General features: G+C 73.6%; 22 protein-coding genes and 1 tRNA gene. 15 read left to right on the top strand and 8 right to left on the bottom strand.

Annotated elements, in window-relative coordinates; translation table 11 throughout:
* Positions 1–244: 244 nt before the first annotated feature.
* Positions 245–1,300, bottom strand: coding sequence for an LLM class F420-dependent oxidoreductase (locus tag ACFWJW_RS23120; RefSeq protein ID WP_327227344.1), 1,056 nt, complete (start codon positions 1,298–1,300; stop codon positions 245–247).
* Positions 1,301–1,427: 127 nt separating this feature from the next.
* On the opposite strand from ACFWJW_RS23120, the gene ACFWJW_RS23115 reads away from it, so the two are divergent.
* Both ACFWJW_RS23115 and ACFWJW_RS23110 read left to right on the top strand, forming a co-directional pair.
* Entirely contained in the window at positions 1,428–2,411 is a 984-nt protein-coding gene (locus tag ACFWJW_RS23115; RefSeq protein WP_387244449.1) for an aldo/keto reductase, read from the top strand.
* Complete coding sequence (locus tag ACFWJW_RS23110; protein WP_387244446.1) at positions 2,408–5,101, top strand: helix-hairpin-helix domain-containing protein; 2,694 nt, start codon at positions 2,408–2,410, stop codon at positions 5,099–5,101. The genes ACFWJW_RS23115 and ACFWJW_RS23110 overlap by 4 nt, the downstream gene beginning before the upstream one ends.
* A gap of 160 nt (positions 5,102–5,261) precedes the next feature.
* Here ACFWJW_RS23110 and ACFWJW_RS23105 read toward each other — a convergent pair whose 3' ends face one another.
* Positions 5,262–5,936: a hypothetical protein gene (locus ACFWJW_RS23105; protein ID WP_387244443.1), complete on the bottom strand. Its 675-nt coding sequence runs from the start codon at positions 5,934–5,936 to the stop codon at positions 5,262–5,264.
* A gap of 47 nt (positions 5,937–5,983) precedes the next feature.
* On the opposite strand from ACFWJW_RS23105, the gene ACFWJW_RS23100 reads away from it, so the two are divergent.
* Positions 5,984–6,172, top strand: a complete 189-nt coding sequence (locus ACFWJW_RS23100) for a DUF5703 family protein (RefSeq protein ID WP_030416245.1) — start codon at positions 5,984–5,986, stop codon at positions 6,170–6,172.
* Positions 6,173–6,258: 86 nt separating this feature from the next.
* Here ACFWJW_RS23100 and ACFWJW_RS23095 read toward each other — a convergent pair whose 3' ends face one another.
* The 3 genes from ACFWJW_RS23095 to ACFWJW_RS23085 all read right to left on the bottom strand — a co-directional run bounded on the left by ACFWJW_RS23095 (position 6,259) and on the right by ACFWJW_RS23085 (position 8,930).
* Positions 6,259–7,059, bottom strand: a complete 801-nt coding sequence (locus ACFWJW_RS23095) for a chaplin (RefSeq protein WP_387244440.1) — start codon at positions 7,057–7,059, stop codon at positions 6,259–6,261.
* 169 nt (positions 7,060–7,228) lie between these two features.
* Positions 7,229–7,462 (bottom strand): chaplin, encoded by a 234-nt coding sequence (locus tag ACFWJW_RS23090; RefSeq protein WP_387244437.1) that lies wholly within the window; start codon positions 7,460–7,462, stop codon positions 7,229–7,231.
* A gap of 142 nt (positions 7,463–7,604) precedes the next feature.
* Positions 7,605–8,930 (bottom strand): M20/M25/M40 family metallo-hydrolase, encoded by a 1,326-nt coding sequence (locus tag ACFWJW_RS23085; protein ID WP_387244434.1) that lies wholly within the window; start codon positions 8,928–8,930, stop codon positions 7,605–7,607.
* Between the two features lie 318 nt (positions 8,931–9,248).
* Here ACFWJW_RS23085 and ACFWJW_RS23080 point away from each other — a divergent pair.
* The 8 genes from ACFWJW_RS23080 to ACFWJW_RS23045 all read left to right on the top strand — a co-directional run bounded on the left by ACFWJW_RS23080 (position 9,249) and on the right by ACFWJW_RS23045 (position 18,125).
* Positions 9,249–9,333: transfer RNA gene (locus tag ACFWJW_RS23080), tRNA-Leu, on the top strand.
* 158 nt (positions 9,334–9,491) lie between these two features.
* A complete protein-coding gene (locus ACFWJW_RS23075) occupies positions 9,492–10,433 on the top strand; it encodes a pseudouridine synthase (protein WP_387244431.1) in 942 nt (313 codons plus the stop codon).
* A 184-nt stretch (positions 10,434–10,617) separates the two neighbouring features.
* A complete protein-coding gene (locus ACFWJW_RS23070; RefSeq protein WP_387244428.1) occupies positions 10,618–12,105 on the top strand; it encodes an SUMF1/EgtB/PvdO family nonheme iron enzyme in 1,488 nt (495 codons plus the stop codon).
* Positions 12,106–12,121: 16 nt separating this feature from the next.
* Positions 12,122–14,656 (top strand): hypothetical protein, encoded by a 2,535-nt coding sequence (locus ACFWJW_RS23065; protein ID WP_387244425.1) that lies wholly within the window; start codon positions 12,122–12,124, stop codon positions 14,654–14,656.
* Positions 14,657–14,659: 3 nt separating this feature from the next.
* Positions 14,660–16,030 (top strand): hypothetical protein, encoded by a 1,371-nt coding sequence (locus ACFWJW_RS23060; RefSeq protein WP_387244422.1) that lies wholly within the window; start codon positions 14,660–14,662, stop codon positions 16,028–16,030.
* A gap of 73 nt (positions 16,031–16,103) precedes the next feature.
* Positions 16,104–16,865 (top strand): Bax inhibitor-1/YccA family protein, encoded by a 762-nt coding sequence (locus ACFWJW_RS23055; protein WP_387244419.1) that lies wholly within the window; start codon positions 16,104–16,106, stop codon positions 16,863–16,865.
* 110 nt (positions 16,866–16,975) lie between these two features.
* Positions 16,976–17,650, top strand: coding sequence for an HAD family hydrolase (locus tag ACFWJW_RS23050; protein ID WP_387244415.1), 675 nt, complete (start codon positions 16,976–16,978; stop codon positions 17,648–17,650).
* A 37-nt stretch (positions 17,651–17,687) separates the two neighbouring features.
* On the top strand, positions 17,688–18,125 hold the full coding sequence (locus ACFWJW_RS23045; protein WP_387244412.1) for an NUDIX hydrolase: 438 nt from the start codon (positions 17,688–17,690) through the stop codon (positions 18,123–18,125).
* A gap of 16 nt (positions 18,126–18,141) precedes the next feature.
* Here the strand turns inward: ACFWJW_RS23045 and ACFWJW_RS23040 are convergent, their stop codons facing one another.
* The 3 genes from ACFWJW_RS23040 to ACFWJW_RS23030 all read right to left on the bottom strand — a co-directional run bounded on the left by ACFWJW_RS23040 (position 18,142) and on the right by ACFWJW_RS23030 (position 23,538).
* Entirely contained in the window at positions 18,142–19,977 is a 1,836-nt protein-coding gene (locus tag ACFWJW_RS23040) for a hypothetical protein (protein WP_387244409.1), read from the bottom strand.
* Positions 19,978–20,166: 189 nt separating this feature from the next.
* Positions 20,167–21,792: an ABC-F family ATP-binding cassette domain-containing protein gene (locus ACFWJW_RS23035; RefSeq protein WP_387244532.1), complete on the bottom strand. Its 1,626-nt coding sequence runs from the start codon at positions 21,790–21,792 to the stop codon at positions 20,167–20,169.
* A gap of 321 nt (positions 21,793–22,113) precedes the next feature.
* Positions 22,114–23,538, bottom strand: coding sequence for a cytochrome P450 (locus tag ACFWJW_RS23030; RefSeq protein ID WP_387244406.1), 1,425 nt, complete (start codon positions 23,536–23,538; stop codon positions 22,114–22,116).
* A 143-nt stretch (positions 23,539–23,681) separates the two neighbouring features.
* Here ACFWJW_RS23030 and ACFWJW_RS23025 point away from each other — a divergent pair, with 143 nt between their 5' ends.
* The 4 genes from ACFWJW_RS23025 (at position 23,682) to ACFWJW_RS23010 (ending at position 26,717) form a co-directional block, all read left to right on the top strand.
* Positions 23,682–24,083 (top strand): (2Fe-2S) ferredoxin domain-containing protein, encoded by a 402-nt coding sequence (locus tag ACFWJW_RS23025; protein WP_387244403.1) that lies wholly within the window; start codon positions 23,682–23,684, stop codon positions 24,081–24,083.
* 150 nt (positions 24,084–24,233) lie between these two features.
* Complete coding sequence (locus tag ACFWJW_RS23020; RefSeq protein WP_387244401.1) at positions 24,234–24,761, top strand: DM13 domain-containing protein; 528 nt, start codon at positions 24,234–24,236, stop codon at positions 24,759–24,761.
* Entirely contained in the window at positions 24,745–25,575 is an 831-nt protein-coding gene (locus tag ACFWJW_RS23015; RefSeq protein WP_387244397.1) for a response regulator transcription factor, read from the top strand. Before ACFWJW_RS23020 ends, ACFWJW_RS23015 begins: the two co-directional genes overlap by 17 nt.
* Positions 25,572–26,717: a sensor histidine kinase gene (locus tag ACFWJW_RS23010; protein ID WP_387244394.1), complete on the top strand. Its 1,146-nt coding sequence runs from the start codon at positions 25,572–25,574 to the stop codon at positions 26,715–26,717. The genes ACFWJW_RS23015 and ACFWJW_RS23010 overlap by 4 nt, the downstream gene beginning before the upstream one ends.
* Positions 26,718–26,726 lie beyond the last annotated feature (9 nt).

The following is a 26,726-nucleotide window of genomic DNA, read 5'->3' as shown; positions in this document are numbered from 1 at the left end:
CCGCGCCGTTCAGGCGTGGGGGAGTGCGTGCCAGGCGTCGCGAGGCAGGCGGGACTTTGAAGACAGGCCCTAGGGGTGCCCCCGTCGCGGGCGTAACCAGCGTGCCCGTGGCCGCGTTGTGCTGCTGACGGCCGTGGTGGGGAAGACCCCCGAGCCCCCACCACGGCCGCGGGGCCTCGCCGGCCCGGCGCTCCGGGCGCCGGGCCCGGGTGGGAGGCAGAGGGGTCCGGCCCCCCGGTGGGCGTTACGCCAGCCCGGCGCGCTCCAGGGCCTCGGTACCGGCCCGCAGCGACGCCAGCCGGTCCTCCAGCGAGAAGCCCGCGGGGGCGAGCGTCAGGGTGGTCACACCGGCCGCCGCGTATGCCTGCATCCGGTCGGCGATCCGCTCGACGGAGCCGAGCAGCGTGGTCTGGTCGATCAGCCGCTCCGGGATCGCGGCGGCGGCGCCTTCCTTGTCGCCGGACAGGTACTTCTCCTGGATCTCGGCGGCTTCCTTCCCGTAACCCATGCGCTGCGCGAGCTGGTTGTAGAAGTTCTGCTTGGGGCTGCCCATACCGCCGACGTAGAGCGCGGTGTACGGGCGGAACATGTCGGCCAGCGCGCTGACGTCCTTGTCCGCGCCGACGGCCAGCGGCAGCGTCGGACAGACGTCGAAGCCGTCCAGCGTCTTGCCCGCCTTCTCCCGGCCGGCCCGGAGGTGCGCGATCGCGGTCTCCTCCAGGTGGTCGGCCGAGGGGAAGATCAGCAGCGCGCCGTCGGCGATCTCACCGGTCTGCTGGAGGTTCTTGGGACCGATCGCGGCGATGTAGAGCGGGATGTACTCGCGCTGCGGGTGCACCGTGAGCTTCAGCGGCTTGCCGGGGCCGCCCGGCAGCGGCAGCGTCCAGTGCTCGCCCTCGTAGGACAGCCGCTCGCGCGACATCGCCTTACGGACGATGTCCACGTACTCACGGGTGCGGGCCAGCGGCTTGTCGAACTTGACGCCGTACCAGCCCTCGGAGACCTGCGGCCCGGAGACACCGAGGCCCAGGCGGAACCGGCCCCCGGAGAGGGAGTCCAGGGTCGCGGCCGTCATCGCGGTCATCGCGGGCGTACGCGCCGGGATCTGGAAGATCGCCGAACCGATGTCGATCCGCTCGGTCTGCGCCGCGACCCAGGAGAGCACGGTGGCGGCGTCGGAGCCGTACGCCTCCGCCGCCCAGCAGACGGAGTAGCCGAGGCGATCGGCCTCCTGTGCCACCGCGAGATTGTCGGAGTCCATCCCGGCGCCCCAGTAGCCGAGGTTGATGCCAAGCCTCATGCCGCTCCCCTTACCCATCAGTAACGTCGCTGTTGCGGGGACTGTAGCCGCCGGTCGCGCCGGCTGTCATCGGCGGGTTGTCCACAGGTCCCCTGATGCCGGCTTCCGCCCAGTAATCTCAAGGCTCATGGAGCAAAGGCACCTCGGCCGTACGGGCCTGCGCGTGACCCGCCTCGGGCTCGGCACCCTGAACTGGGCGCGCGACACGGACGAGCAGGAAGCCGCCGACCAGCTCAAGGCGTTCTGGGAGGCCGGCGGCAGCCTCGTGGACACCGCCGACATCTACGCCGACGGCGGCGCCGAATACCTCCTCGGCCGGCTGACGGAAGAGCTGATTCCGCGCGAGGATCTGGTGATCGCCACCAAGGCGGGCAGCGTCCTGGAGGCGGACCGCCGGGTCGACGGCTCCCGGCGCCATCTCCTCGCCGCCCTGGACGCCTCCCTGGAGCGGCTGGGCACCGACTACGTCGACCTGTGGCAGCTGCACGCCTTCGATCCGCACACCCCGCTGGAGGAGACGCTCCAGGCCCTCGACCTCGCCGTCACCAGCGGCCGGGCGCGCTATGTGGGGCTGGCGAACTTCTCCGGCTGGCAGCTAGCCCGGGCCGGCACCTGGCAGCTCGCGGCGCCCGGTGTACGCAACCGTCTCGCGAGCGCACAGATGGAGTACTCCCTCCTCCAGCGCGGCATCGAGCGGGAGGTGCTGCCCGCGGCCCTCGACCTCGGCATCGGCCTGCTGCCGTCGTCGCCGCTCGGCCGGGGGGTGCTGACGGGCAAGTACCGCCATGGGACGCCGACCGACTCCCGTGGTGCCTCGGAGCATCTGGCGGCGTTCGTCGCGCCCTATCTCGACGAGACCGCGAGCCGGGTCGTCGAAGCGGTCACCACCGCCGCCGACGGACTGGCCGTCACCCCGCTCCAGGTCGCGCTCTCCTGGGTCCGCGACCGCCCCGGCGTGACCGCGCCGATCCTGGGCGCCCGCACAGCGCAGCAGCTCAGAGCCGCATTGTCAGTGGAGACCCTTAGTCTTCCTGACGAGATCCGCCAGGCGCTGGACGATGTTTCGGCGCCGGTGCACCACTACCCCGATCACGACTGGAGCACGCTGTGAGCACCGACCGCCTCGCCGGCGAAACCCCGCCCGGGCAGGAGGCCGCACCCGGCACCGCGGAGGCTCGGACACCCGATGCCGCGGCGGAGCCGGGAGGCGCGGAAGCGCCGGAGAGCGCGGCGGCGCCGGGCGAGGAGGCGACGGGCCAGGAGGCGACGGGGCACAAGGAGGGCGCCGGGGCGGCCGGAGCGGAGGCTGAGACTGCCGGATCGGAGGCCGAGGCTGCGGCTTCCGGGGCGGAGACCGGCACGCGGTCTTCTGAGGCGGAGTCCGCCGACCCGGCGTCCGGCGCCGAGGCTGCGACCCCCGGTGTGGCGAAGAGGGCCCCGGCATCCGGCTCGGCCAAAGCCACCGCCGACGCGCTGGCTGCGGCCGTGCGGGCCGTGGAGAGTGGTGAGCGCTCGGCCGCTTCGTTCTTCAATGACGCCCCCCGCCCCGCCAGGCCGGCCGCCTCCGCCGCCCAGCCGGCCAAGGCCGCGCCGCAGGGCGGGCAGCAGGGCGGGCCCACGGGCACGGGCCCGGAGGTGACGCGGCAGCGCACCGCGCAGGAGCAGGAGAACGGCGGACCGGCCCGTCCGGGCGGGCCGGAGGGCGGTGCCATCGGCCCGGCCGCCGCCGCACCGGCAGCTACCGGCCCCGCCCCCGCTCCCCGGCCCGCGGTGCGGGCCCTCCCCGGGGTCGAGGGCGTACGGCAGGTGCTCGCGGCGGGCGGTGCCCCCGAGACGCTGGCCGAGCAGACCGCGGAGGTCCTGGGTGAGCGGGCCGCCGAAGCGCTGGGCGAGGACCCCTGGCTGCTGCTCGGAGTGCCCGGGGTCCGCCCCGAGCAGGCCGACGGTTTCGCGCGGGCGCTGCTCGGCCCCGCCTGTGGGCCGGGCGACGAACGGCGCGCACAGGCACTGGTCAGCTGGCTGCTGGAGCAGGCCGCGCTCGCGGGCCACTCCGCCCTGGAGGCCGCCGCGCTGCGGGCGGCCCTGGCCCAGCGCGCGGTGCCCGACCCGGATGACGCCCTTCAGGCGGCCATCGCGGACAGTGCCGTGCTGGTCTTCCAGGACGCGATCGACGAGCCGGGCGGCCGGCCACGTCCCGCCACGGGTGACGACGACGAGGAGGAGCAGCCGGTCCGGATCCTGCTCGGCCTGGACCGGTTCGCGATGGCCGAGGAGAGCGTCGCCGACGGTCTGGCACGGCTGCTCAACACCTTCGCAGCGGTGGCGGAGCCCACCCAGGACACGGAGCCGGCCGAGGCCGGCGAGGCGGAGGCCAACGGGGCGGAGGCCGCCGGGGCGGGGGCCGCCGGGGCGGAGGCCGCCGGGGCCACGGCCGACGGAGAGCCGCAGGCAGCCGACGGCAACGCGGCCGGGGACAGCCCCGCCACCACGGCTCCCGCCACCGACGCCCCCACCAACACCCCCACCGACGACGGCACGGCCCCCCGGCCCGCCCGGCCCTCCGCTGCCCGCTGGGAGGCCGTGGCGGCCGCCGCGCCCTCGCCGTCGGCCGCCGAGCTCATCCGTGCCGCCGCGCACAGCGGCCTGGTGGCCCACACGGGCGCGGAGGCGGCCCGTGCCGAGCCGGCCGCGCTGATCGCCGCGGCCCGTTCGCTGGGGCTGCGGGCCTTCGGCGCCACCCACACCGAGAACGGCCGCCGCCGCCTCGCCGCGCACCTCACCGGGAGCGCGCCCGACGCCTCGGCCGCCGGCTCCCCGGACCCCGCCACCGCAGCGGTGACCGTCTCCGGCCTGCTGTCCGGCCGGGAGGGGCCGGGACGGGACGCGGACGGCGCCCTCGCCCTCGATCTGCTGGTCGTGCTGGACGCCCCGCAGCTGGATCTGGAGACCGCCGCACTGCTCGTCGAGTCGCTGACCGACGGGACCCGGCTGGTGCTCAGCGGTGACCCGGGCGTGCTGTGGTCCGCCGGGCCCGGCCGGCTGTTCGCCGATCTCCTCGCGGCCCGCTTCTGTCCGCAGGTCGCCTCCCGCACCCCGGACTTCGGCCCGGTCGGCGAGCTGGTGTCGGGGATCGGCATCGGGGAGCTGAGCCAGGTCGAGGCGCCCGGCAAGGAGGTGGTGATCGTCCCGGTGCGGGATGCCGGTGAGGCGGTGCACCGCACCGTCCAGCTGGTCGCCGACTCCGTGCCCCGGGCGTTCGGGGTCCCCGCGGACCACACCCAGGTCATCACGGTCGGCCACGGCGGCGCGGCCGGCACCCGCGCGCTCAACGCCGCCCTCAAGGAGCGGCTCAACCCCGGCCCCGGCCGGTTCGGCGGCTTCGACCCCGGCGACCGCGTGGCCTACACCCCGGCCCCCGGCCGCACGGTTCCCGGCACGGTCACCGGCGCGGACGCGGCCGGACTGCATCTCGACTGCGACGGCTCCGCGGTCGTGGTCCCGCGCGAGCAGGTCGGCACCGGAGCGGTACGGCACGGCTGGGCGCTCACCGCCCACCAGGCGGCCGGCACGCGCTGGCCGGCCGCGGTGGTCGTGCTGCCCGGTGACGCCACCGGCGGGCTGACCCGCGCCTGGGTCTACACCGCCTTCAGCCGCGGTGAGCGGCATCTGTCGGTCGTCCAGGGCGCCGACCAGGCGCTGGCCCGCGCGGTCGCCGAGGTGCCCGTGAAGGAGCGCACGACCCGGCTGCGCGGCCTGCTCCGGCAGAGCGTGCAATCCGGCGAGGAGCCGGCGGCCGACTGAGCCCCGGGGGCTTCGGCGCCCTCCGCTCAGCCCCTGCATGCCGCTGCCCCGGCCCGTCGCGGAACAAGCCGTCGGGCCGGGGCAGCGGCCTATGCGGATCAGCGGTGTATGCGGATCAGCGGGCGGCGCCGGTGCGGCACAAGGCAGCCCGGCGCCTCCCTCACCGTTCGTTGTCGAGCGGCTCCATCAGGTCGTCTTCGCCCAGTTCCTCGTCGAAGACGGCGCTGACGTCGAAGCGGCACACCACCCGCTGGGGATCCGCCTGGTCGAACGGGGCGGACAGCCACTCCCCCGGCTCGGCCGGGTCGTCGGCGGCCGCCACCCAGAGGGTGGAGTCACCCTCCTCCAGGCCGAACTCCTTGTGCCGGGTGGCGATCTCGTCCGGTTCGAACTCCCCGAAGAGGACACCGAGCGCCGCATGCACGCTGGTGCCGACGACCGCGGCGGCATCCGCGGCGCTGCCGGCCGCCTCGTCGGCGGCGTCCGGATCAAGATCGGCGATGCGCTGTGCCTGATGCAGCAGTCGCTGCGGTGCGGCGACGGTGTAATCCCGGCGGATCAGCACGCTCAGCGCGCTCGGCTCTTCCGGGCCCGCGTATGCGGGCAGCGCCTCGTTTCCGGGGATCTCGAAGGGGGTGACCTCGTCGTAGGTGTCGTAGAGCAGCTCGTCATAGACCTCAGCCGCCGCGGCGAGCTCGTCGAACGCGGCGTACACGGCCGGATCGTCCTGCCCCGAGCGGCGTTCGACCGCGTCGAGGTGACGGTCCAGTGCGGCTTTGACCGCCTCGGCGGCGGCACGTACCTCGGCAGCGGAAGGCTGCGCAGCATCAGACATAGTGCAGACGCTATCCGTACCGGGGCCGGTCCCGCACAATAGATGCGATGCCGGAATACGAATTCTGCGATGTGTATGTGCCCCGGGGAGTCTCCCGGAAGGCCACCACACGCCTGCTGACGGACCATGCCGAGTACGGACACTGGGAGTTGGACCGACTGCGTCTGAACCCGGACGGGAGCCGTAAGGTACGGCTGCGCCGCCGGATCATCCGCCAGCTCCGCGCGACGTGGTGAGCGCCACCGGGGGCTGAGAACAGCAGAGCGGGCCCCGTCACGACGGGGCCCGCTCGGTGAGCTGCCGATGGGCTATCTGCTGCTGGTCACCGGCGGGCGGCGCGCGTCTTGCGGTAGAGCAGGACGCCACCGAGCAGCATTCCGGCGCTGGCCGGAACCGCGTAGCCGATCGAGCCGGCACCGGTCTGGGCGAGGTGCCCGACGGGCTTGGCGGGCGTCGCCTGCTGGCTGTGCCCCCCGGTCTGCGGCTTACCCGGCTTGTGCGGGGTCTGCTGGCTCGGGTTACCCGGCTGGTGAGGCTTGCCGGGGTGGTGCGGCGTGCTCGGGTGGTGCGGCTTACCCGGCTCGTGCGGCTTGCCCGGGTGATGGGGCTTGCCGGGGTGGTGCGGCTTACCCGGCTCGTGCGGCCTGCCCGGGGTCGTCGAGGACCCGTTGGCGCAGTGGTTGCCGAAGGCGGGGTTCAGCAGCCCGCCTCCCGAGACATGGTTGCCGCAGACGTTGACCGGTACGTCGACCGGAGCCTGGACATTGTTGCCCGACACGACACCCGGCGAGTTCGCGGTGGTACCGGCGGCGCCGGCCCCCGTGTGCCCGCCCTGATGGTGGTTCCCACCCTGGTGGTTCCCACCCTGGTGCCTGCCACCGCCGTCGTTGGCGCAGCGGTCGCCGAACGCGGGGTTCAGCAGCCCGACCACATTGACGGTGTTCCCGCAGGCGTTCACCGGCACATGGACCGGTACCTGAACGTTGTTGCCGGATCCCACGCCCGGCGAATTCGCCGCCCCTCCGGCGGCTCCCGCGTCGGCCTGTGCGTAGCCGGCGGCCATGGCGAGTACGCCACTGGCGGCGGCCGCGGTGATCAGGCCCTTTCGTGCGACCTGTCTCATAGGTTGTTCCCCTGCCTAGTGCCTTACAGGAATACGGACGAGTGGCGGTCTTCGAAAAGACCGCCCCGCCCGCCGAAATACTCAGCCGCTCCGGATTGCGTGGCACGCCTCCGGGGAGCCGAGTCAGCCCCTTACGGGTGTAAATACAACGCCAAAGGACGTCAGAAGGTCACTTGTTGACGCAGCCGGCGCCGAAGTCGTGGTTCAGCAGACCCACCACGGAGATCGTGTTGTCGCAGACGTTCACCGGGACCTGGACCGGCACCTGAATGGTGTTGCCGGACACCACACCCGGAGAGTTCAGGGCCGCACCCTGGGCCCCCGAGTCGGCAACGGCCAGGCCGGCACCGGCGAGTACGACACCACCGGCGACTGCCGTAGCTGCGACGACCTTCTTGATCATTAGTCCTCCTTGTAGGCAATACGATCCCAGCCGCGGACCGTACTGACTGCAACGAGGAAAATGCCGTTCAAGCTACGAACACATCGGTGCGTTCACTCTTTTCAGCGAAGCCGGCGCGAAAGGCAGGAAAATCGCGCCGAATTCAGCTCTGGTCGATGAACCGGTCGAGCACCCGCACCCCGAACTTCAGTCCGTCCACCGGCACTCGCTCGTCCACACCGTGGAACATCCCCGCGAAGTCCAGCTCCGGCGGCAGCTTCAGCGGCGCGAAGCCGAATCCGCGGATCCCGAGATCGTCGAAGGACTTGGCGTCCGTGCCGGCGGAGAGCATGTACGGCACCGCCCGCGCGATCGGGTCCTCGGCCTGGAGCGCCGACTGCATCGCCTGCACCAGCGCACCGTCGAAGGTGGTCTCCAGCGCCTTGTCCGCGTGCACGTCCTCGCGCTTGACGCGCGGGCCCAGGAGCCGGTCCACGTCGGCCAGGAACTCCTCCTCGTAGCCCGGCAGGAACCGGCCGTCGACATGCGCGGTGGCCTGCCCGGGGATGACATTGACCTTGTAACCGGCGCCCAGCTGCGTGGGGTTGGCGGTGTTCTTGAGCGAGGCGCCGATCAGCTTGGCGATGCCGCCGAGCTTCGCCAGCGTGGCGTCCATGTCCTCCGGGTCGAGCTCGGTGCCCAGCGCGTCGCCGAGCTGGTCGAGGAAGGACCGCAGGGTCTTCGTCACCCGCACCGGGAACTCGTGCCGGCCCAACCGCCCGACGGCCTCGGACAGTTCGGTGATGGCGTTGTCCTTGTGGATCATCGAACCGTGTCCGGCGCTGCCGTCCACGGTCAGCTTCATCCAGTGCATGCCCTTCTGGGCCGTCTCGATGAGGTACAGCCGCACCTGCTCGTTGACGGTGAAGGAGAAGCCGCCGACCTCGCTGATCGCCTCCGTGACGCCCTCGAAGAGGTGCGGGTGGTGGTCGACGAGATAGCGCGCGCCGTAGGTGCCGCCCGCCTCCTCGTCCGCGAGGAACGCCAGCACGATGTCGCGCGGCGGCTTACGGCCGGTGCGCAGCCGGTCGCGGACGACGGCCAGCGTCATCGCGTCCATGTCCTTCATGTCGACCGCGCCGCGGCCCCAGACGCAGCCGTCGGCGATCTCGCCGGAGAAGGGGTGGTGGGTCCAGTCGTCGGCGTTGGCCGGGACGACGTCGGTGTGGCCGTGGATCAGCAGTGCGGGCCGCGAGCGGTCCTCGCCCTCGATGCGGGCGACGGTCGAGGCGCGGCCCTTGTGGGACTCGAAGATCTGCGGCTCCAGGCCGACCTCGGCGAGCTTCTCCGCGACGTACTCGGCGGCGGCCCGCTCACCCGGGCCCGAGTGGTCGCCGTAGTTGCTGGTGTCCATCCTGATCAGGTCCCGGCACAGGTCGACCACCTCGTCCTCACCGGTGACCGTGCGCGGCGGCTGCGGCTCACTCATGCCGAGACCTCGTTCCGCCCGGCCCCGCATGCGCGCGGTGCGCACCTCTCCACGGTTCGCTCGCGCAGCTCGCTGAGCTCCCTCACAGTGCCTCCTCTGGGTTCACGGCCGCATGGCACGCCCTGAGGAGCGCGACCCGCGGCGGGGGTCCACTGCCATCCTCCACCCGTCGCCCGCTGGGCCCAAGGCCGCAATACTCCCGACATGCCCTGGTCACAGGCCCGCATCCGGCCACATGTGCGGGTGATCGACCACCCTCGAATGTTTGCTATTGTTTTCCACGTCGGAGCGGCCCGGGGCCGCAACGACAGACACCTTGTCCGGGTGGCGGAATGGCAGACGCGCTAGCTTGAGGTGCTAGTGCCCTTTATCGGGCGTGGGGGTTCAAGTCCCCCCTCGGACACTCGCAGTATCGAAGCCCGCACCGGCCGCTCGGCCGGGGCGGGCTTTGACCGTTTCCGCCCGGGCGCGCGTGCGCCGGGGCCCGCTCACACCAGGTCCGCGGCCGGTCGCGGCCCGTACGGACTTGAGCCACCGGCCGGGCCGGTGTTCTCTTGCCGGGTGAGACGCAGATCCCCGGTTCCTCCGGCCCCCCTCCCCCAGCGTGACGGGATCGATCCCGTACGGGTGCGGCTGCCCGCCGATCCGGGCGGGGTGTGGGACACCGTCCGGGACCATCTCGTCGACCGGTTCCAGGGGGCGATCGGGGCCGGGCGGGTGGACGCCATGCTGGGCGCGGGGCGGTTCGTCGGGGCGGACGGGGTGCTGAGCGGGGGCGAGGCGTATGCGGCCGGGCGGTATGTGTGGTTCCACCGGGACTTCGCGCCGGAGGTGCCGGTGCCGTTCGAGGTGGGGATCGTCCACCGGGACGAGCGGATCGTGATCGCCGACAAACCACACTTTCTGGCCACCACGCCGCGCGGGCGACACATCACCGAGACCGCGCTGGCGCGGCTGCGGCGGGATCTCGGGCTGCCCGCGCTCCAGCCCGCGCACCGGCTGGACCGGCTGACGGCGGGGCTGGCGCTGTTCGTCGTACGGCCCGGGGACCGGGGCGCGTACCAGAATCTGTTCGGTGAGCGGCGGGTGCGCAAGGAGTACGAGGCGGTGGCGCCGTACGACGGGGCGGTGGCGCTGCCGGTGACCGTGCGCAGCCGGATCGTGAAGGAGCGCGGGGTGATGGCCGCGCGCGAGGAGGCCGGGGTGCCGAACGCGGAGAGCCGGATCGAGCTGGTGGAGCGGCGCGGCGGGCTCGGGCGGTACCGGCTGCTGCCCGCGACCGGCCGGACCCATCAGCTGCGGGTCCATATGAACGGCCTCGGGCTGCCGATCCGCCATGACCCGGTCTATCCGGTCGTCACGGACCCGGCCCCGGACGACTTCGGCGCGCCGCTCCAACTGCTCGCGAAGGTCCTGGAGTTCACCGATCCGGTGGACGGCCGCGTACGGCGGTTCGAGAGCCGGCTGCGGCTGGCGGAGTGGGCGGACGGCCCGATCACCTGATCCCGGGATCTGAGCGCGGGGTGCCGCTTATGCTGACCGCTCTGACGGGGTTCACGGACGGCGGCGGGGGCGGCGGTGCGCGTACGGATCGACGGCGGGCGGGGCTCGGGGGCCGGGGGCGACGGGGGTCGCGCGGCACCGGTGGGCCGGCCCGGGCGGCGGGAGTAGTGCGGTGGCGGGGGCGTTGTCCGATCCGTCCCGCTCGTGCGCCGTCCTGATCGGCACCCATGCGTATACGCAGCTGGACGATATTCCGGCGGTGGCGCGCAATGTCGGCCGGCTGCGGGAGCTGTGCCGTGATCCGGCGGTCTGGGGGCTGGCCGACGATCGGTGCCGGGTGCTGCGGCAGGCACCGCGGGAGGCGATCCTGAAGGCGGTGGAGGACGCCACCGCCGAGGCGACCGACACCGTGGTGGTGTATTACGCCGGGCACGGTCTGGTGGATCCGCGTTCGGGAGAGCTCCATCTCGCGCTGCCCGGGTCGCAGTCGGGCCCGTCGTACACGGCACTGCGTTACGAGGAGCTGCGGTCGGTCCTGCTCCACCCGTCGGGCGGGCGGCCCACCGCCCGGCGGAAAGTGGTGATCCTGGACTGCTGCTGGAGCGGGCTGGCGCTGGACGGTCTGATGCAGGCCCCGGATGTCGCGCCCGCGGTGGCCGTCGAGGGGGCGTGTGTGCTCACCGCCACCGCCGCGACACGGCAGGCGCTGGCCCCGCCGGGAGAGACGTACACCGCGTTCACCGGGGAGCTGATCCGGCTCGTGGCGGACGGGGTACCGGGGCGGCCCGCCCTGCTGAGCATGGCGGCGCTGTTCGCGGAGCTGACGGCGGCGCTCACCGCGAAGTCCCGGCCGCTGCCCCAGCTGAGCACCCGCCAGACCGCCGGGGAGATCTGTCTGTTCCGTAACCGCGCCGGGGTGACGGTCGCGCGGCCCGCGGCCGGGGAGGCGCCGCCGCGGGTTCCGGCGGATGCGACGGCCGGCGCGATGGCCCCGCCGGACGGTGGGGTGGTGTCCCCGGCGCGGGTGCGGGGGCCGGCCGGCGGGCCGGTGCCCGCCCGGCCGCAGCTGGTCCCGGTGGCGCTCACGGAGACGCGGTCGATGTGGCTGGGCCGGTACCCGGTGACCCATGCGCAGTTCGGTGCCTTCCTCCGCGATCCGGCGAACGCGCGCTGGCACCCGGCGGCCGCGCGGGCGGCGGGCACGGACGTGGACGACAACTACCTGGCGGGCTGGCACGGTGCGGACTTCCCGGCGGGGCGCGCGGACCACCCGGTGGTCGCGGTGAGCGCGCCCGCGGCCCGCGCGTATCTGGCCTGGGCGGGCCGCCGGCTGGGCCTGCCGCTGCGGCTGCCGACCGCGGTGGAGTGGGAGCTGGCGGCGCGGGCCGGGCGGAGCGGCGAGTGGTGGCGGGCGGAGATCGCGGCGGGCCGGGTGAACTTCCTGGGCAGTCATGCCGCGCTGACCCCGGTCGGGGAATTCCCCTCGAACCCGTACAACATCGGCGATCTGCTCGGTAACGTCTGGGACATCTGCGTGGACGACAGGGGGGCGCCGGTGTTGCGCGGCGGGGCCTATGACACCCCCGCGGCTCGGCTGCGGGAGCAACTGTCGCCCCGGTCACCGGTCGAGTGCCGCGGGAACGTCGGATTCCGGTGTGCCGGCGACATGTGACGACGAGAGGAGATCCATGCGGGGGGACGCCGTCGACGAGGTGCTGAGCAGGTTGCCGCACACCTGGACAGCGGACGAGGCCGAGCGGATCGCACAGCGCTTCCGGGACAGCCGGCCGGCCGTGCCGAAGCGCCTGGTGAGCAGGTTGTGGCAGTACTGGCTCCAGCAGTGCCCGGACGCGGCGCTGTTCGGTGACACCGAGGACGATCTCGCGCTGGTGCTGCACGCCAGGGCGCTGGGGCTGCGGGTGCCCGCCGGTGATCCGCTGACCGACGACGGGCCGGTCGCCCGGTGGGCCCGGCGGGCCCGGGAGGCCGCGGAGTGCGGGCCGCTGTTCCCCGCGCCGCTCGCCTGGGGGCCGCGGGCCGCGCTCGCGCCGCAGGTGCGGGCCGCGCTCCCGTCGTCGCTGGTGCGGGCGTGGGTGGCGGGGGACGAACAGGGCCCGGTGGAGGTGCTGGTGGCCGGCGCGGGCCTTCCCGAGATCCGCCAGCAGGTGGTGCAGGCGGCGCTGACCACCTGTCTGCGGGTCAACGGGCTGGGCGGCCCGGAGAGCGGCGACTTCGTCGGCGACCACATCGGCGTCGGGCTGATCCGGGTCACCGCCGGGCTGTCCGGCACCCAGGCCACGCCGGACATCCCGTCGGTGTTCCGCGCCCGGTCGGTGACGGTGGCGGATGCCGCGTCGTCGACGGCCCGGGGCGCGCTGCGCGACTTCGTCGGCCTGCTGCGGTCGCTGGCCCACGAGACCGGCCTGGTGGAGGTCGCGGACCTCGCGTACGCGGACCTGGTGACGTACACCCAGGGGATGCGGGCGCTCGCGGACCGGGCGGCGGGTGAGACGGACCGGGCCTTTCTGCGTGCGCCGCGCGCCGCCGGGGGCGACGGTCTGGTGTCCCTTCAGCCGTATCTCCGTACGGTCAGGGGGCAGGGGGCGTCCGTGGGGCTGGAGTTCAGCCCGGATCTGTTCACCACGGACGCCTATGTGAGCGTCGAGCAGGCCCATCAGCGGGTGCTGTCGCAGCGGCTGACGATGGACGCCCGGCTGCGCCTGGACCAGCTGGAGACCGAGATCGAGCAGCTGACGGCCGATATGCGGGCCTATGAGCAGGCGAGCGAGGAGGAGCGGCGGACGCTGTGGCCGGCGACGGTGCTGCTGGTGGTGCGGTTCGACGAGGCGACCGGGCGGACCATCCGGCTCACCGAGCCGGAGGAGGTGCCCACCGAGAAGTACTACGAGGTCAATGTTCCGCATCTGATCAAGATCCGGAGGGCCTGGGCCAAGCGGATGCGGGAGCTGGTCGAGCAGCTGGAGACGGCGGTGCACCGGCCGCACGCCCCGGCGCGGCAGGTGGCCGCGGGGCGGTTCCTCGATGCCGCGTTACGGGGCGTCGTCCCGGACGAGAGTCCCGCCACCGAACGGGCCTTTCGCGCCTGGTGCACGGAGGCGGCGCCGATGCTGTGGTTCGAGTGGCGGTGCGCGCTGCGCCGGCACGGCATCGCCCCGGAGGATGTGTTCACCCCGCACACCGTGCTGATCAGCCGCTATCTGCCGCCGACCGCCGAGGACCCGGCGGTGCTGTTCAGCCACCCGTACACGCTGGTGGACACCGAGCGGTCCGCGGTCCTCGCCGATGCCGGGCGCGCCGTGCTGGTGGTGCGGGACGCCACGGACCACGCCGAGCCGGCCCCGGCCGACGCCGTCGGCCCGTCCGCGCAGGCGCTCTGGGACGACCTCGCCGCTCTGGCCGAACAGCCCGGGGCCGAGGAGGAGTTCAGCCGCCGGTTCCTCGAAGCGCTGCGGGCGCGGCCGGACGGCATCGCCCGGCGGATGATCGAGGCGCTCCAGCCGGCCGGGCCCGACGCCGCCGAGGAGGACCGGATCGAGACGGCGCTGCGGACCGCGGAACGGCACACCTCGCTCGGTGAGGGGATGGACCGGGCGCTGATGGCGATGCGCAACGAGGCGTTCCTCACCGCGCGGGAGTGCCTGGACGACATCCGTACGGAGACGCGGTGGCAGGCCCGGGTCTGGCTGCTGCGGGCGATCGTGGAGTGCCGGGCCGCCCGGCTGGAGTCCCGGGAGATCCCCGGTCTGCTCGGGCATCAGATGCCCGGACTTCCCGACGTCGCGCTGCGGGCCCTGGACGAAGCGGGCAGCGCGGACGAGGAGTTCACCGGGGACTGGCTGGAGAGCCTGCCGGAGGCCGGGCTGGACAAGGGCATCCGGCGGCTGTTCCAGGGGCTGCCGCGGGCGCGGGCGAGCTGCAAGGGCGATGCGCTGAACAAGGTGAGCCCCGAGCGGGAGTACGCGGTATGGCTCTTCCGGAACGCGGTGGAGTACGCCCGGCTGGCCCGGCAGCTGGACGAGGCCGGTGAGGAGCTCGCCGAGCATCAGGAGGCCGTCGACGCGGCGCTGGCGAAGCTCGGCCGGGCGCTGGAGGAGATTCTGCTGGGGCCGTACGCCGGGGGGTCGCGGGGCGCCGCCGAGGAGCTCTTCGAGGTGCTCACCGGGCAGGAACCCCCGCGCTACGGCCGGGTGGCGGGGAGGTAGGACATGGACAACGAGCTGTATGTCGTATGGATGGTGCGGAGCTCGGACCGTGCCAGGGCGGCTGCCGAGGAGGCGCTGGGCAACTTCGCCGCGCATGATCTGCCGCACCGGATCGGGCGGTTCAGCGAGGCCGAGGGGAAGCTGGCGGAGCTGGCGGCCCGGGTCCGGGCCGCCTTCACCCCGCCCGAGCTGCCGGCCGTGTTCACCGGGCGGCATCTGCATCTGCTGGTCGGCCCGGCCGCGCAGCCGCTGCTCACGGAGCTCCTGGGGTGCCCGGAGTCCGAGGTGTTCGCGACCCTCTTCGACGGGCATCAACTGGCCCAGGCGCTGCGGGAGACCGGGCACCACCAGGACGGCATCGATGACGCCGAGTTGCTGCTGCTGGCGCTGCTGGCCCGGCTGCCGAGGCTCGCCGCCCGGCACGGTCTGGAGTCCCGTGACTGGGGCGGCTTCGTCGAGGGCCGGGGCTGGCTGACCCCGTACGCGCAGGACCGGCTCACCGAGCTGGCCCGGCGGCGCGGGTGGCCCGCCGAGGCCGCCCCGACCCAGGTGCTGGCGGGGGTGCTCGAAGGCGTCGGCGGGCAGCGGAACGGTGACGAGGCGGCGCAGTTCGACGCGCTGGCGCTGATCGAGCTGCGCCGCCGGATCGGTCTGCTCACCGAGCAGATGCGCGACGACGCGCTGGAGCACGCCGAGACGGCGCGGCTGCTGGCGCCCGATCTCAGCAGCGTCAGCCGGCTGCCCGCCTGGCTGGAGCTGTACGAGCGCGATGCCGTGGCCGTCGGTCTGCGGCGGCTGTTCACCGGCACGGTGACGGTCGGCGAACAGCTCCACGGGCTGTACAGCCAGCCGCCCCCGGAGACCGGCCGGCCGGACCCCGAGGCGAATCTTCAGGTGATCAATGAGGTCCGTTACGGCTTCCTCAAGCGGCGGATGTCGTTCGACATCGCCTGTGAGGTGGAGGCCGAGGGGAAAACGCACACCGTGGTCGTGCTGCGCTGCCGCGGGGTGCTGCCGGAGCAGTACCCGGCCATCCGTGACACCGTCCATCAGCTGCACGGCGCCGAGCTCGCCGGGCAGGGCGAGAGCCTGGGCGAGCGACTGCTCAACACCGCGGTGCCGCAACGCCTGGGGCTGCCGGGCCGGTTGCGGTCCGCGCTGCGTGACCACGGTGCCGAGGCGGTCCAGTGTGTGGTGCTGACCGGTATCCGCCGGCCGATCGCCGTGCCCGCGCCCTGGCGCGATCATCTGGGCACGGCGCTGCCGTATGCCTCCCCGCCCGGCGCGGACACCGTGTTCCCCGCGGTGGCGGACGTGACGCGGGCGTTGCGGGCGAGCGTGCCGGGCCCGCGGCAGGTCGTAGAGGTGGACTGAGGTATTCCCCGTTTTCGCCAACTATGCTGTGACAACACGGAGTTGTGCACTTCTCGATCCTCCGGGAGGGCCGGTGCCCACGACGAGCAACCCTGCGATCCGTAATCTGCTGACGCTGGACGGTGCGGTGTCACCGGCCGGTCCGGTCAGGCCGGGTGAGGCGTCCCCGGCGGTCGCCGCGGACCGGCCGATCACGCTCGACGACATCGTCGTGAAGACCCTGGCGGTGTTCGCCGTCCTGGTGGCGAGCGCCTTCCTCACCGTCTTCCTGGAGCTCGGGTACCTCGCCCTGCCCGCCCTGTTCGCCGGTATGGGCCTCGGGATCTTCCTCGCCCTCCGGCCCCGGCCCGGTGCCGCACCGGCCCTGCTGTTCGCGGCGGTCGAGGGGATCGTGCTCGGCGAGGCGACGCAGTTCTTCGACGCGCTGCATCCGGGGGTCGGGACCCAGGCCGTCCTCGGCACCGGCTGTGTCTTCGCCGGCATGCTGGCGGCGTATCGCACCCGGAGGGTGCGGATCGGTGCGAAGGCGACGCGCTGGGCGGTCGGGGCGGCGCTCGGGCTGCTGGTGCTGCTGCTGGTGGAGCTGGTCGCCTGGTGGGGGTTCGGCGCGGACCTGGGGCTGCGGGACGGCGGTGTCCTGGCCCTCGGGGTGAGTGTGCTGGCGGTCGCCGCCGCGTCCTTCTTCCTCCTGCTGGACTTCGAGGCCGCCAACCGCCTGCTGCGGTCCGGCGCCTCCCACCGGTGGGCCTGGTACGTCGCGTTCGGGCTGACGATGACCCTGGTCTGGCTCTACTTGGAACTGCTGCGGCTGCTGTCGTACCTCCGGTGGTGGTGAGACACCGGCCGGGACCTCCCTCTCCCCCGCACGGAATATCCGGTGCGGGCGGCCGCCGGGCCTGCGTAGGGTGCGCAGGCCGGTGAACTGGGAGAAGGGCTGACGGACGGATGCTGATCTTCGATGCGGATGACACGTTGTGGGAGAACAACGTGATCTTCGAGCGGGTCATCGACGAGTTCCTGGAGTGGATGACGCACCCCGAGCTCGACCGGGACGGGGTGCGGGCCGTGCTCGACGGGATCGAGGCGGCGAACGCGCTGACGCTCGGATACGGCAGCAAGGTCTTTCTGCACAGCCTCGGGGAGTGTGTGGCGCGGCTGCGCGGACGGGCCGCGACGGCCGAGGAGTCGGCGCGGATCGCCGGGTGGGCGGCGGCCTTCGCCGGGGACCGGGTGGAGCTGATCCCCGGGGTGGCCGAGACCCTGGCCGAACTGGCCCGGCGGCACGAGTTGCTGCTGCTGACCAAGGGCGACACCGAGGAGCAGCAGCGGAAGGTGACGGCCTCCGGGCTGACCCGGCACTTCCGGGACGTGCACATCGTGGCGGAGAAGAACGTCGCCACCTACGAGGAGCTGGTGCGGGCCTACGACCTGGTGCCCGGCTCGACATGGATGATCGGGAACTCCCCGAAGTCGGACATCCTGCCGGCCCGTTCGGCGGGCCTGAACGCGGTCTTCATCCCCCATGACCACACCTGGGTCCTGGAGCACGGTGAGCTCGACCCGGCCGACGAGAAGGTGCTGCGGCTGCCGGCGTTCGGCGAGCTGCTGCACCACTTCTGAGCGGAGCGAGGGGAGTTGACAGGGAGTGGGAGGAGAGATGACAGCGGTGGGACCCAAGGTGTCCTGTGTTTTCGTGTGCCATGACGGTGCCGGGCGGGTGCTGCTGGCGCGGCGGAGCGCCGGGGCCCGGGACGAGCCGGGGACCTGGGACTGCGGCGCGGGGGCGCTGGAGTTCGGGGAGTCCTTCGAGACGGCCGTGGCCCGGGAGGTGCGTGAGGAGTACGGGGTGCGGCCGCTCGGCATCGAGCAGATCGGGGTGCGCAATGTGCTGCGCGGGGATCCGGTCGACTCGCACTGGGTCGCGGTGGTCTTCGCCGTACGGGTGGCCCCGGACGGGGTGACGATCGGCGAGCCGCACAAGTTCGACGCGCTCGGCTGGTTCGCCCCGGACGCGCCGCCGGAGCCGCTGCATTCACAATGCGGGGAGACCCTGGGACTGTTCGCGGCGGGCGCCCGGGGGCACGGGGGCCGGTGAAAGCCCCTCAGGGCGGCTAGGGGCGGTCCGGCGGATCGTGGTCAGATCCGCCGGACACGCCCTGGACGGCGATGGCGCCGACCGTCCGCCGGGCCGCTTCCAGGAGTTGTTCGTCGGCGTGCATATCGGCGTCCTCGGAACCGGCGTGGAGCGGGAGCCGGGTGCGCCGGCCGATGAGTGCCCGCAGGGGTGGCAGGGCCGGGCGGGCGTGTTCCCCCATGGCTGCCAGGGTGGCCATGGCGGCGGGGCCGAAGAGATCGTCGTCGAGATACTGCGGGAGGACGGCGAGCAGGTCACCGGCGGCCGCCGGGCCCTCGTGGCGCCACAGGGCGCGTGATCCGAAGACCTGCATGGCGCCGGGCCGGGTGAGGACGAGGTCCCGCAGCTGACGGGACTGGTCCGGGGCCAGGCCGCCGTGGTCGAGCAGCCAGTCGAAGAGCGCGGAGCGGTCGGACACATAGCGCCGCAGCCGGGAGGGGGCGCGCAGCGCGGAGTCGACGTGGTGGCGCTCGCCGGTGATCCGGGAGAGGGCGAGTTCCCGGTGACCGGCCCGCTGCCGGGAGGCGCGGCTGAGCCCTTCGAGCAGTGGCACCGCGGCGCCGGCGGCGGGGCCGATCCGGCCGAGCGCGGTGACCAGGCGCAGTTCTCGCCGGCCGGCCCACTCGGCGCCCTGGGCATCGCACCGGGCGCACTCGGCGCGGAGCGCCGCGATGAGCTCGGGGACGCAGGCCGCCGCCGCGGGGCCCAGGTCCTCGCTCAGCGCGAGGGCCGTCGGCACCGCGAGCGGATCGTCGGAGCGGAGCAACCTCCGGATGACGGGGACGAGATGCTCCGGGTCGGCGGTCCCGGAGCGCAGCAGACCGCGGACGGCGGCGACCGCACCGGCCGGTGGTGCCCCCGACGCCAGACGGGCGTGGACGGAGGGGGCGGCGCGCGGGTCGTCGACCGTGGCGAGGGCGTAGGTGATCTTCCAGGCCGTGGCGGAGCGGGCGTTGACGGTGGTGGGCAGCAGGGCCGCCAGGTCGTCGGCGGCCAGGCGGGTGGCGGTGCGGGAGGCGCAGAGCGCGTCCACGGCGAGGTCGCGCAGGGCGGCCGGTGCGGTGCGGACCAGGGCGGTGAGGTGCGGGGTCAGGGTGGCGGGGGCGGCCCGCCAGGACTGGAGGGCCCGCCGGGCGAGGTGCACCCCGGTCCGTTGGCCGTAGGGGCCCGCGGCGCCGGTCAGCAGCCGGGCGGCGGTGGTGTAGCAGTGCTGCTCCCGGTCCTGCCGGAACAGGGCGTCGCCCCAGCGGAGACCGAGCGGCCGACCGCGGTCCGCGTCATGGGCGGACAGTGCGCCGACCTCCGCCACCGTCTGCGCGTCCAGGGCCGGCCACTCCTCCTCCGGCGCCGTGCGCAGCTCCTCGATACAGGCGAGCAGGCGGATTTCGGGGAGCGGGTCGGTGCGCAGCGGTCCGGGCGGGCACGGGGTGTGGCGCGCGTACAGCAGCAGTGCGTCGGCCAGCGCGATACGGGTGGCGGGGTCGGGGTGGCTGTCGAGGGCGGTGCGGGCCCGGTCGTCGCCGCCGGCGCGTACGAGGAGGCGGGCGGCGGTCCGGCGGGCGTGCGGGTCGGGGTCGTGGAGCCGGGCCGCGGCCGCCTCGACCGGGCCCGGCCAGGGCTGGGGACCGCTGAAGGACAGCTCGGTGAGCAGGGTGAGCGCGGTGCGGCGTACGGCGGGGCGCCGGTGGCGGGTGAGTGCGGTCAGCTCGTGGGTGACCGGACCGTCCGGCTCGGCGCGTACCGCGTCGAAGACGGTGGTACGGACGGTGTCGCCGGGGGTGAGGACGGATCCGTCGAGGACCGCCGCAGTCACGTCGGCAGGGCGGTCGGGACCGGTGGCTGACGGGGCGGGGACCGGGTCCTGGCCCGGGGTCCGCGCGGTCATCGGGTGGGGCGGTGGCCGCCCTTCCTGTAGGTCATGAGGTGGATCGTGGCCTACGGGAAGGGGGGCGGCAACCGGTTTTCGGGCGGCGGGCCAGGCAGTGGGCCCGCCCCGCCCCTCCTACAGCGGTGCGATGTCGGTCAGTTCACCGCCCTCCGTCGACAGCCAGCGGGTGATGCCGAGGTCCCGGAGGAACGTCAGATCGTGGCTGACGACGAGGAGCGCGCCCTCGTAGGACTCCAGGGCGGTGACCAGCCGGCGGACCGAGGCGAGGTCGAGGTTGTTCGTCGGCTCGTCGAGCAGCAGCAGCTGCGGGGCCGGTTCGGCCAGCATCAGCGCGGCGAGCGAGGCGCGGAAGCGTTCGCCGCCGGAGAGCGTGCCGGCGGGCTGGTCGGCACGGGCGCCCTTGAACAGGAAGCGGGCGAGCCGGGCCCGGATGCGGTTGTTGGTGGCGTCCGGGGCGAAGCGGGCGACGTTCTCGGCGACGGTCAGCGCGGGGTCGAGCACCTCCAGCCGCTGAGGCAGGAAGCGGTAGGGGACATGGGTCTCCACCGTGCCGGACTCCGGCGGGATCACACCGGCAATGGTCCGCAGCAGCGTGGTCTTGCCGGAGCCGTTGTGGCCGGTCAGCGCGATCCGTTCGGGGCCGCGCACGTCCAGCTCGGCGGATACGCCGTAACGGGCTTGCAGCGCGCGCAGGGTGAGCACGGTCCGGCCCGGCGGCACGGCGGTGTGTGGCAGGTCGATGCGGATCTCGTCGTCGTCCCGGACCGCCTCGGTGGCCTCGTCGAGCCGGTCCCTGGCCTCCTTGAGGCGTTCGGTGTGCATGATGCGGTGTTTGCCCGCGGATACCTGGGCCTCCCTCTTGCGTTCGTTCATGACGATCTTCGGCTCACGCTTCTGGGCACTCATCTTGTTGCCGTAGCGGACCCGGCGGGCCAGCTTGATCTGTGCGCCGGCCAGTTCGCGCTTCTGGCGCTGGACGTCGGCCTCGGCGACCCGCAGCATCCGCTCGGCCGCCTCCTGTTCGACGGCGAGGGCCCGTTCGTAGGCGCTGAAGTTGCCGCCGTACCAGTGGACCTCGCCGTCGCGGAGGTCGGCGATCCGGTCGACGCGTTCGAGGAGTTCGCGGTCGTGGCTGACGACGACGAGCACGCCGGACCAGCCGGAGACCGCGGTGTAGAGCCGCTCCCGGGCCGCCCGGTCGAGGTTGTTGGTCGGCTCGTCGAGCAGCAGGACGTCCGGCCGGCGCAGCAGCAGGGCCGCCAGCCGCAGCAGGACGGACTCGCCGCCGGAGACCTCGCCGATGGTGCGGTCGAGGTCGATACCGGGCAGTCCGAGCTGGTCGAGGGTGGCGCGGGCGCGCTCCTCGACGTCCCAGTCGTCACCGATGGCGGTGAAGTGCTCCTCGCTCGCGTCGCCGCCTTCGATGGCGTGCAGCGCGGCGCGCGCGGTGGCGATGCCGAGCGCCTCGTCGACCCGCAGGGCGGTGTCGAGCGGGGCGTGCTGCGGGAGGTAGCCGATCTCGCCGGCGACCTTGACGCTTCCCGCGGTCGGGGTGAGTTCGCCCGCGATCAGCTTCAACAGGGTGGATTTTCCGGCCCCGTTGAGGCCGATCAGGCCCGTGCGGCCGGGGCCGACGACCAGCGGGAAGTCCTCCAGGACGGGGCTGCCGTCGGGCCAGGTGAAGCCGAGGCCGGTGCAGACGATGGAGGCGGCGGACGGGGAGGTGGCGGACATGGACATACAGGTCTCCTGGGCGCGGGTGGGGTGCATGCGGACTACGCAGGGAGACACCGCGTCGGAACGCCGGTGTGCGCCGGGGTACGCCGTGCGGGTACGCCGAGGTCGCGGACGGGCCGCGTGAGGCATGATCCACCGCTCCGGATACCGGAAGCGCAGGGCGGATCACCGCTCACGGGCGCGGTGTCTCATGACCTCAGACGAGCAACGGCCTTCTCCGATCGGCGGCAACAGGAACGATGTTGACGGTACGGGGGACGCCGCCGAAAAGCAAACGCTATTTTCGTTGCGTTTATTTGCTCTCCCCGGACGGCGTCCCCGGCGCTACTCCCCCGCCCCGGCGCGCGGCCGCAGCCGTACCCGCGCCGGACCGGTCGCCTGGAGGGTGATGCCGGCCGAGACCGGCACCTCCTCGTCCACGGCGTCGAGTTCATACGCGCGCAGCAGCACGGCCAGTGCCAGCACGGACTCCAGCATCGAGAAGTGCTGTCCGATACAGGCGCGCGGCCCGCCGCCGAACGGGAACCAGGCATAGCGGTGCCGCGCCGCCTCCCGCTCCGGCTCGAAGCGCCGCGGGTCAAAGCGCTCCGGGTCCGCCCACAGCTCCGGGTCGCGGTGGGTGACCCAGGGCGCGACGACCACATCGGCACCGGCCGGGATGCGGAATCCGCCGATCTCGGTGGCCGCCACGGCCCGGCGGCTGATCACCGGCGCCGCCGGATACAGCCGCATGGACTCCTTGAGCGCCTGCGTCAGATACGGCAGACGGTCCAGGTCGGCGGCCGTGGGAGCGCGGTCGCCCAGGACGCGGTCGAGCTCGTCGCGGACCCGGGTCTGTTCCTCCGGGTGCCGGGCGAGGAGGTGGAGGGTGAAGGCGAGGGAGGTCGCGGTGGTCTCGTGCCCGGCCAGCAGGAAGATCAGGACCTGTTCGCGGACCTCGGTCGCGTCCAGCGAGCCGTCCTCGTCATTGCCGGCCGCGGCGAGCAGGGAGAGCAGATCCTCGCCCGCGCCGTCCGTGTCACCGGCGGTCTCCCGCGACGACCGCCGGTCCGCCACGATGCGGTCGCACAGCGCGTTCAGCTCGTCGGTGGCGGCCCGGGCCCGCAGGTTCCCGGGGGTGGGCCACTCGCGGGGGATCTTCACGGGGACGTAAGCACGCCGTACGACATAGGCGTTGATGACCGGGGCGCAGCGGTGGATGGCGTCCACCGCCGCCTCCGCGTCCAGGCCGAAGAGGATCCGGGAGACGGTGCGCAGCGCCAGCCGGTTCATCTCGGGGACCAGGTCGACGGTGCTGCCGTCCGCGGTCCGCCAGCGGTCGGCGAGGCCGGCGGCCTCGGTGGTCACCGCCGAGGCGTAGCCGTCGACCCGGCGCTTGGTGAACAGCGGCTGCACCAGCCGGCGCTGCCGGAGGTAGTCGGCGTCCTGGCTGGTCAGCAGGCCGTTGCCGAATGCCTGCCGGACCTCCTCGTAAAGCGGGTGGTCCTTACGGAAGTTGGCGGCCTGAGCGGCGAGGATCCGCTGTACGCCCTCGGGCGCGAAGACCGCGTGGAAGACGCTGCGCAGGCCGGGCGGCCCGGCCTCCAGCCGGACCACATCGCCGTGCTCCCGCTGGGCTCGTAAGAACGTGCTGAGCGAGTCGCGCCGGAGGTCGAGCATCGAGCCGAGCACTGGAAGTCCGGCCGGGCCGGGTATCACGCGCTCCGGGGCGGAACCGGGCTGAGGGGGAGGGGATTCGGTCAGGGGCATGCCGGATGTCTATCCCGGTGAGGCCGGTGTCTATCCCGGCGGGGCGGCCGGGTTTCCCTCCCGATGGGCGGGGATTCCCTCCCGATGGGCCGGGTTCCTCTCCCGGCGTCGGGGGCCGTCAACGGCCCACGTAGCATGGATCGGTGATCAACAAGCCTGCCGGACGGACCGCCACCGCAGCCCCGTGCCGGGTCACCGTATGCCGCGGCTGCTGCTGTGGCGACGCGGCCAAGATCCCGGGCGTCGACCACACCGGGCAGATCCCCCGCCTGCGCGCGGCGCTCGACGGCGCGGCGCCGGTGCGCGCCTCGGAGTGCCTGGACGTCTGCGACCAGGCGAATGTGGTCGTGGTCCAGCCGTCGGCCGCGGGCCGGGCGGCCGGCGGACGGCCGGTCTGGCTGGGGCTGGTCAACGACGACGAGGCGCTGGCGGACATCGCGGCGTGGATCCGCGCCGGCGGACCGGGGCTGGCCGAGCCGCCCGGGGTGCTGGACCTGTACGCCTTCACGGTGTCGCGACGGGTGCGCGAGGCACTGGAGGACTGACCCGAGGCGCTGGAGGACTGAGGGGCCGGGTGCACCGGCAGCACGCCCCGGCCCACCCCTCCCGGCACCCGCCCCGGTACTGATTACCGGAGCCTTACGGAACCCGTCCGCGGCGCGCGCGACGGGCGCTCACCGGGGTTTTCTGGGGGCATGAAGATCTCGCTGACCCGCCGCACCGTCATCCCGGCCCTTCTGGTCCTCGCCCTGGTCGCCGCGTTCGCGCTCTACCTCTTCCAGCCGTGGCGGGCGTTCACCACCACCACCGTGAACGAGTCACTGCCCGCGGCCGGGACCGCCGCCTCGGCCCCCGCCGCCAAGACGGGCACGGGCGACAAGGAGCTGGCCCGTGGCCGCTTCGTCTCCCACGAGCACGACACCAGCGGCACGGCCCGCACCCTGGGGCTCGCCGACGGCTCGCGGGTGCTGCGGCTGGAGGACCTCAAGACCTCCGAGGGCCCGGACGTACGCGTCTATCTGTCGACCCGCAGCGCCGCCGGGGCCGAGCAGGGGCTCGGGGACGGGGCCGTGGAGCTGGGCAAGCTCAAGGGCAACCAGGGCAATCAGAACTACGCCGTCGCCTCCGGTACCGATCTGTCCCGGTTCCACAGCGCCGTGGTGTGGTGCAAGCGGTTCTCCGTCTCCTTCGGTGCCGCGGACCTCGATGCGATGGCACGCTGATCCCGTGCACCGAACCACGCCCCACCCGCCGTCCCCGTCCGCGACGCCCCGCCGCGTCCTGGTCGTCGAGGACGATCCGACCGTCGCCGAGGTCGTCACCGGCTATCTCTCCCGGGCCGGATACGCGACCGACCACGCCGCCGACGGCTTCGCCGCCCTGGACCGCGCCGCGTCCTTCCGCCCGCATCTGATCGTGCTGGACCTGATGCTGCCGGGACTGGACGGTCTGGAGGTGTGCCGCAGGCTGCGCCGCCACGAGGAGGGGTCTTCGGTGCCGGTGGTGATGCTCACCGCGCGCGGTGAGGAGGCGGACCGTATCGCCGGGCTGGAGATGGGCGCCGACGACTATGTCACCAAGCCCTTCAGCCCGCGTGAGCTGGTGCTGCGCATCGGGTCCGTGCTGCGCAGGGCCGAGGCCCCGCCGCCGGCCGCCGCCCCGGCGCAGGTTCTGCGGGCCGGTGACCTGAGCGCGGACCCGGGCGGCCGGCGCGCGATCCGGGCGGGCCGTGAACTGACCCTGACGGCCCGGGAGTTCGATCTGCTGCTGCACTTCATGCGGCACCCCGGGCGGGTCTTCTCCCGGGAGGAGCTGCTGCACCGGGTCTGGGGCTGGGAGTTCGGCGATCTGTCGACGGTGACCGTGCACGTACGGCGGCTGCGCGAGAAGATCGAGGCGGATCCGGCGGCGCCGCGGCTGGTGACCACGGTCTGGGGCGCCGGTTACCGCTTCGACCCCGTGGAGGACGAGCCGCCGCCGGAGGACGGCCCGCTGCCGGAGGACGGGCCGCTGCCCGGAGGGGAACTGCGCGCATGACGGACTTCCTGGTCATCGTGGCGCTGGCGGCGCTCGGTGCGGCGCTGGCGGGGCTGCTCGCCGCGCCCGCGGTACGGGCGTTGCGGCGGCGCTCGGTCGCGCTGTCGCTGTTCGCGGTGGCGGCACTGGCGGTGGCCGCGATGGCGGCGGGGACGGTGGCGGTCGCCCAGGCGATGTTCCTGTCCGGGCACGACCTGGGCGTGGTGATGGCCGTGGTGGCCGTCTCCGGGGTGGTGTCGCTGGCGGCGGCGCTGCTCTTCGGGCGGCGGATCGCGGCGGGCAGCCGGGAGCTGGCGCGCTCGGCCCGTACGGTCGGCAGCGAGGGCGGCTTCGTGGCGCCCGCCGAACCACCCACGGCCGAACTCGCCGCGCTGTCCCGGGCGCTGGAGGAGACCAGCGGGCGGCTCGCCGAGGCGCGGGAGCGGGAACGGGCGCTGGATGCCTCCCGGCGCGAGCTGATCGCCGGGATCTCGCACGATCTGCGCACTCCGCTCGCCGGGCTGCGGGCGATGGCGGAGGCCCTGGAGGACGGGGTCGCCGAGGACACCGCGCGCTATCACGCACGGATGCGGATCGAGGTGGACCGGCTCGCCGCGATGGTCGACGACCTCTTCGAACTGTCCCGTATCCAGGCCGGGGCGCTGGCCCTGACGCTGTCGCGGGTGTCGGTCTACGACCTGGTGGACGAGGCCCTCGCCGGAGCCGGGCCGCTGGCGCGGGCGAGCGGGGTGCGGCTGGTGGACGGCGGGGTGGTGCCGCTGCCGGTGCGGGTGGACGCCCAGCAGATCACCCGGGTCCTGGGCAATCTGCTGGTCAACGCGATCCGCGCCACCCCCGCCGACGGCACCGTCGCGGTCAGCGCCCGGCACGAGGAGGGCCGGGTGGTGCTCGCGGTCGAGGACGGCTGTGGCGGCATCCCGCCGGAGGATCTGCCACGGGTCTTCGACACCGGCTGGCGCGGCGGTGCGGCGCGCACCCCGCGGGCGGACGGCAAGGGCGGCGCCGGGCTGGGCCTGGCGATCGTCCGCGGCATCGTGGCGGCCCATGAGGGCCGGGCGACGGTACGGAACACCGGGGCGGGCTGCCGCTTCGAGGTCGAACTGCCGGCCGCGGAGGCACCGGCGGAGCCGCCTGCGGCCTGAGCGTACGGG

The organism is Streptomyces sp. NPDC127097, from assembly GCF_042724075.1.
GTDB lineage: Bacteria > Actinomycetota > Actinomycetes > Streptomycetales > Streptomycetaceae > Streptomyces.
The sequence above is the reverse complement of the archived record's forward strand: the minus strand, read 5'-3'. Positions and strand labels throughout refer to the sequence as shown.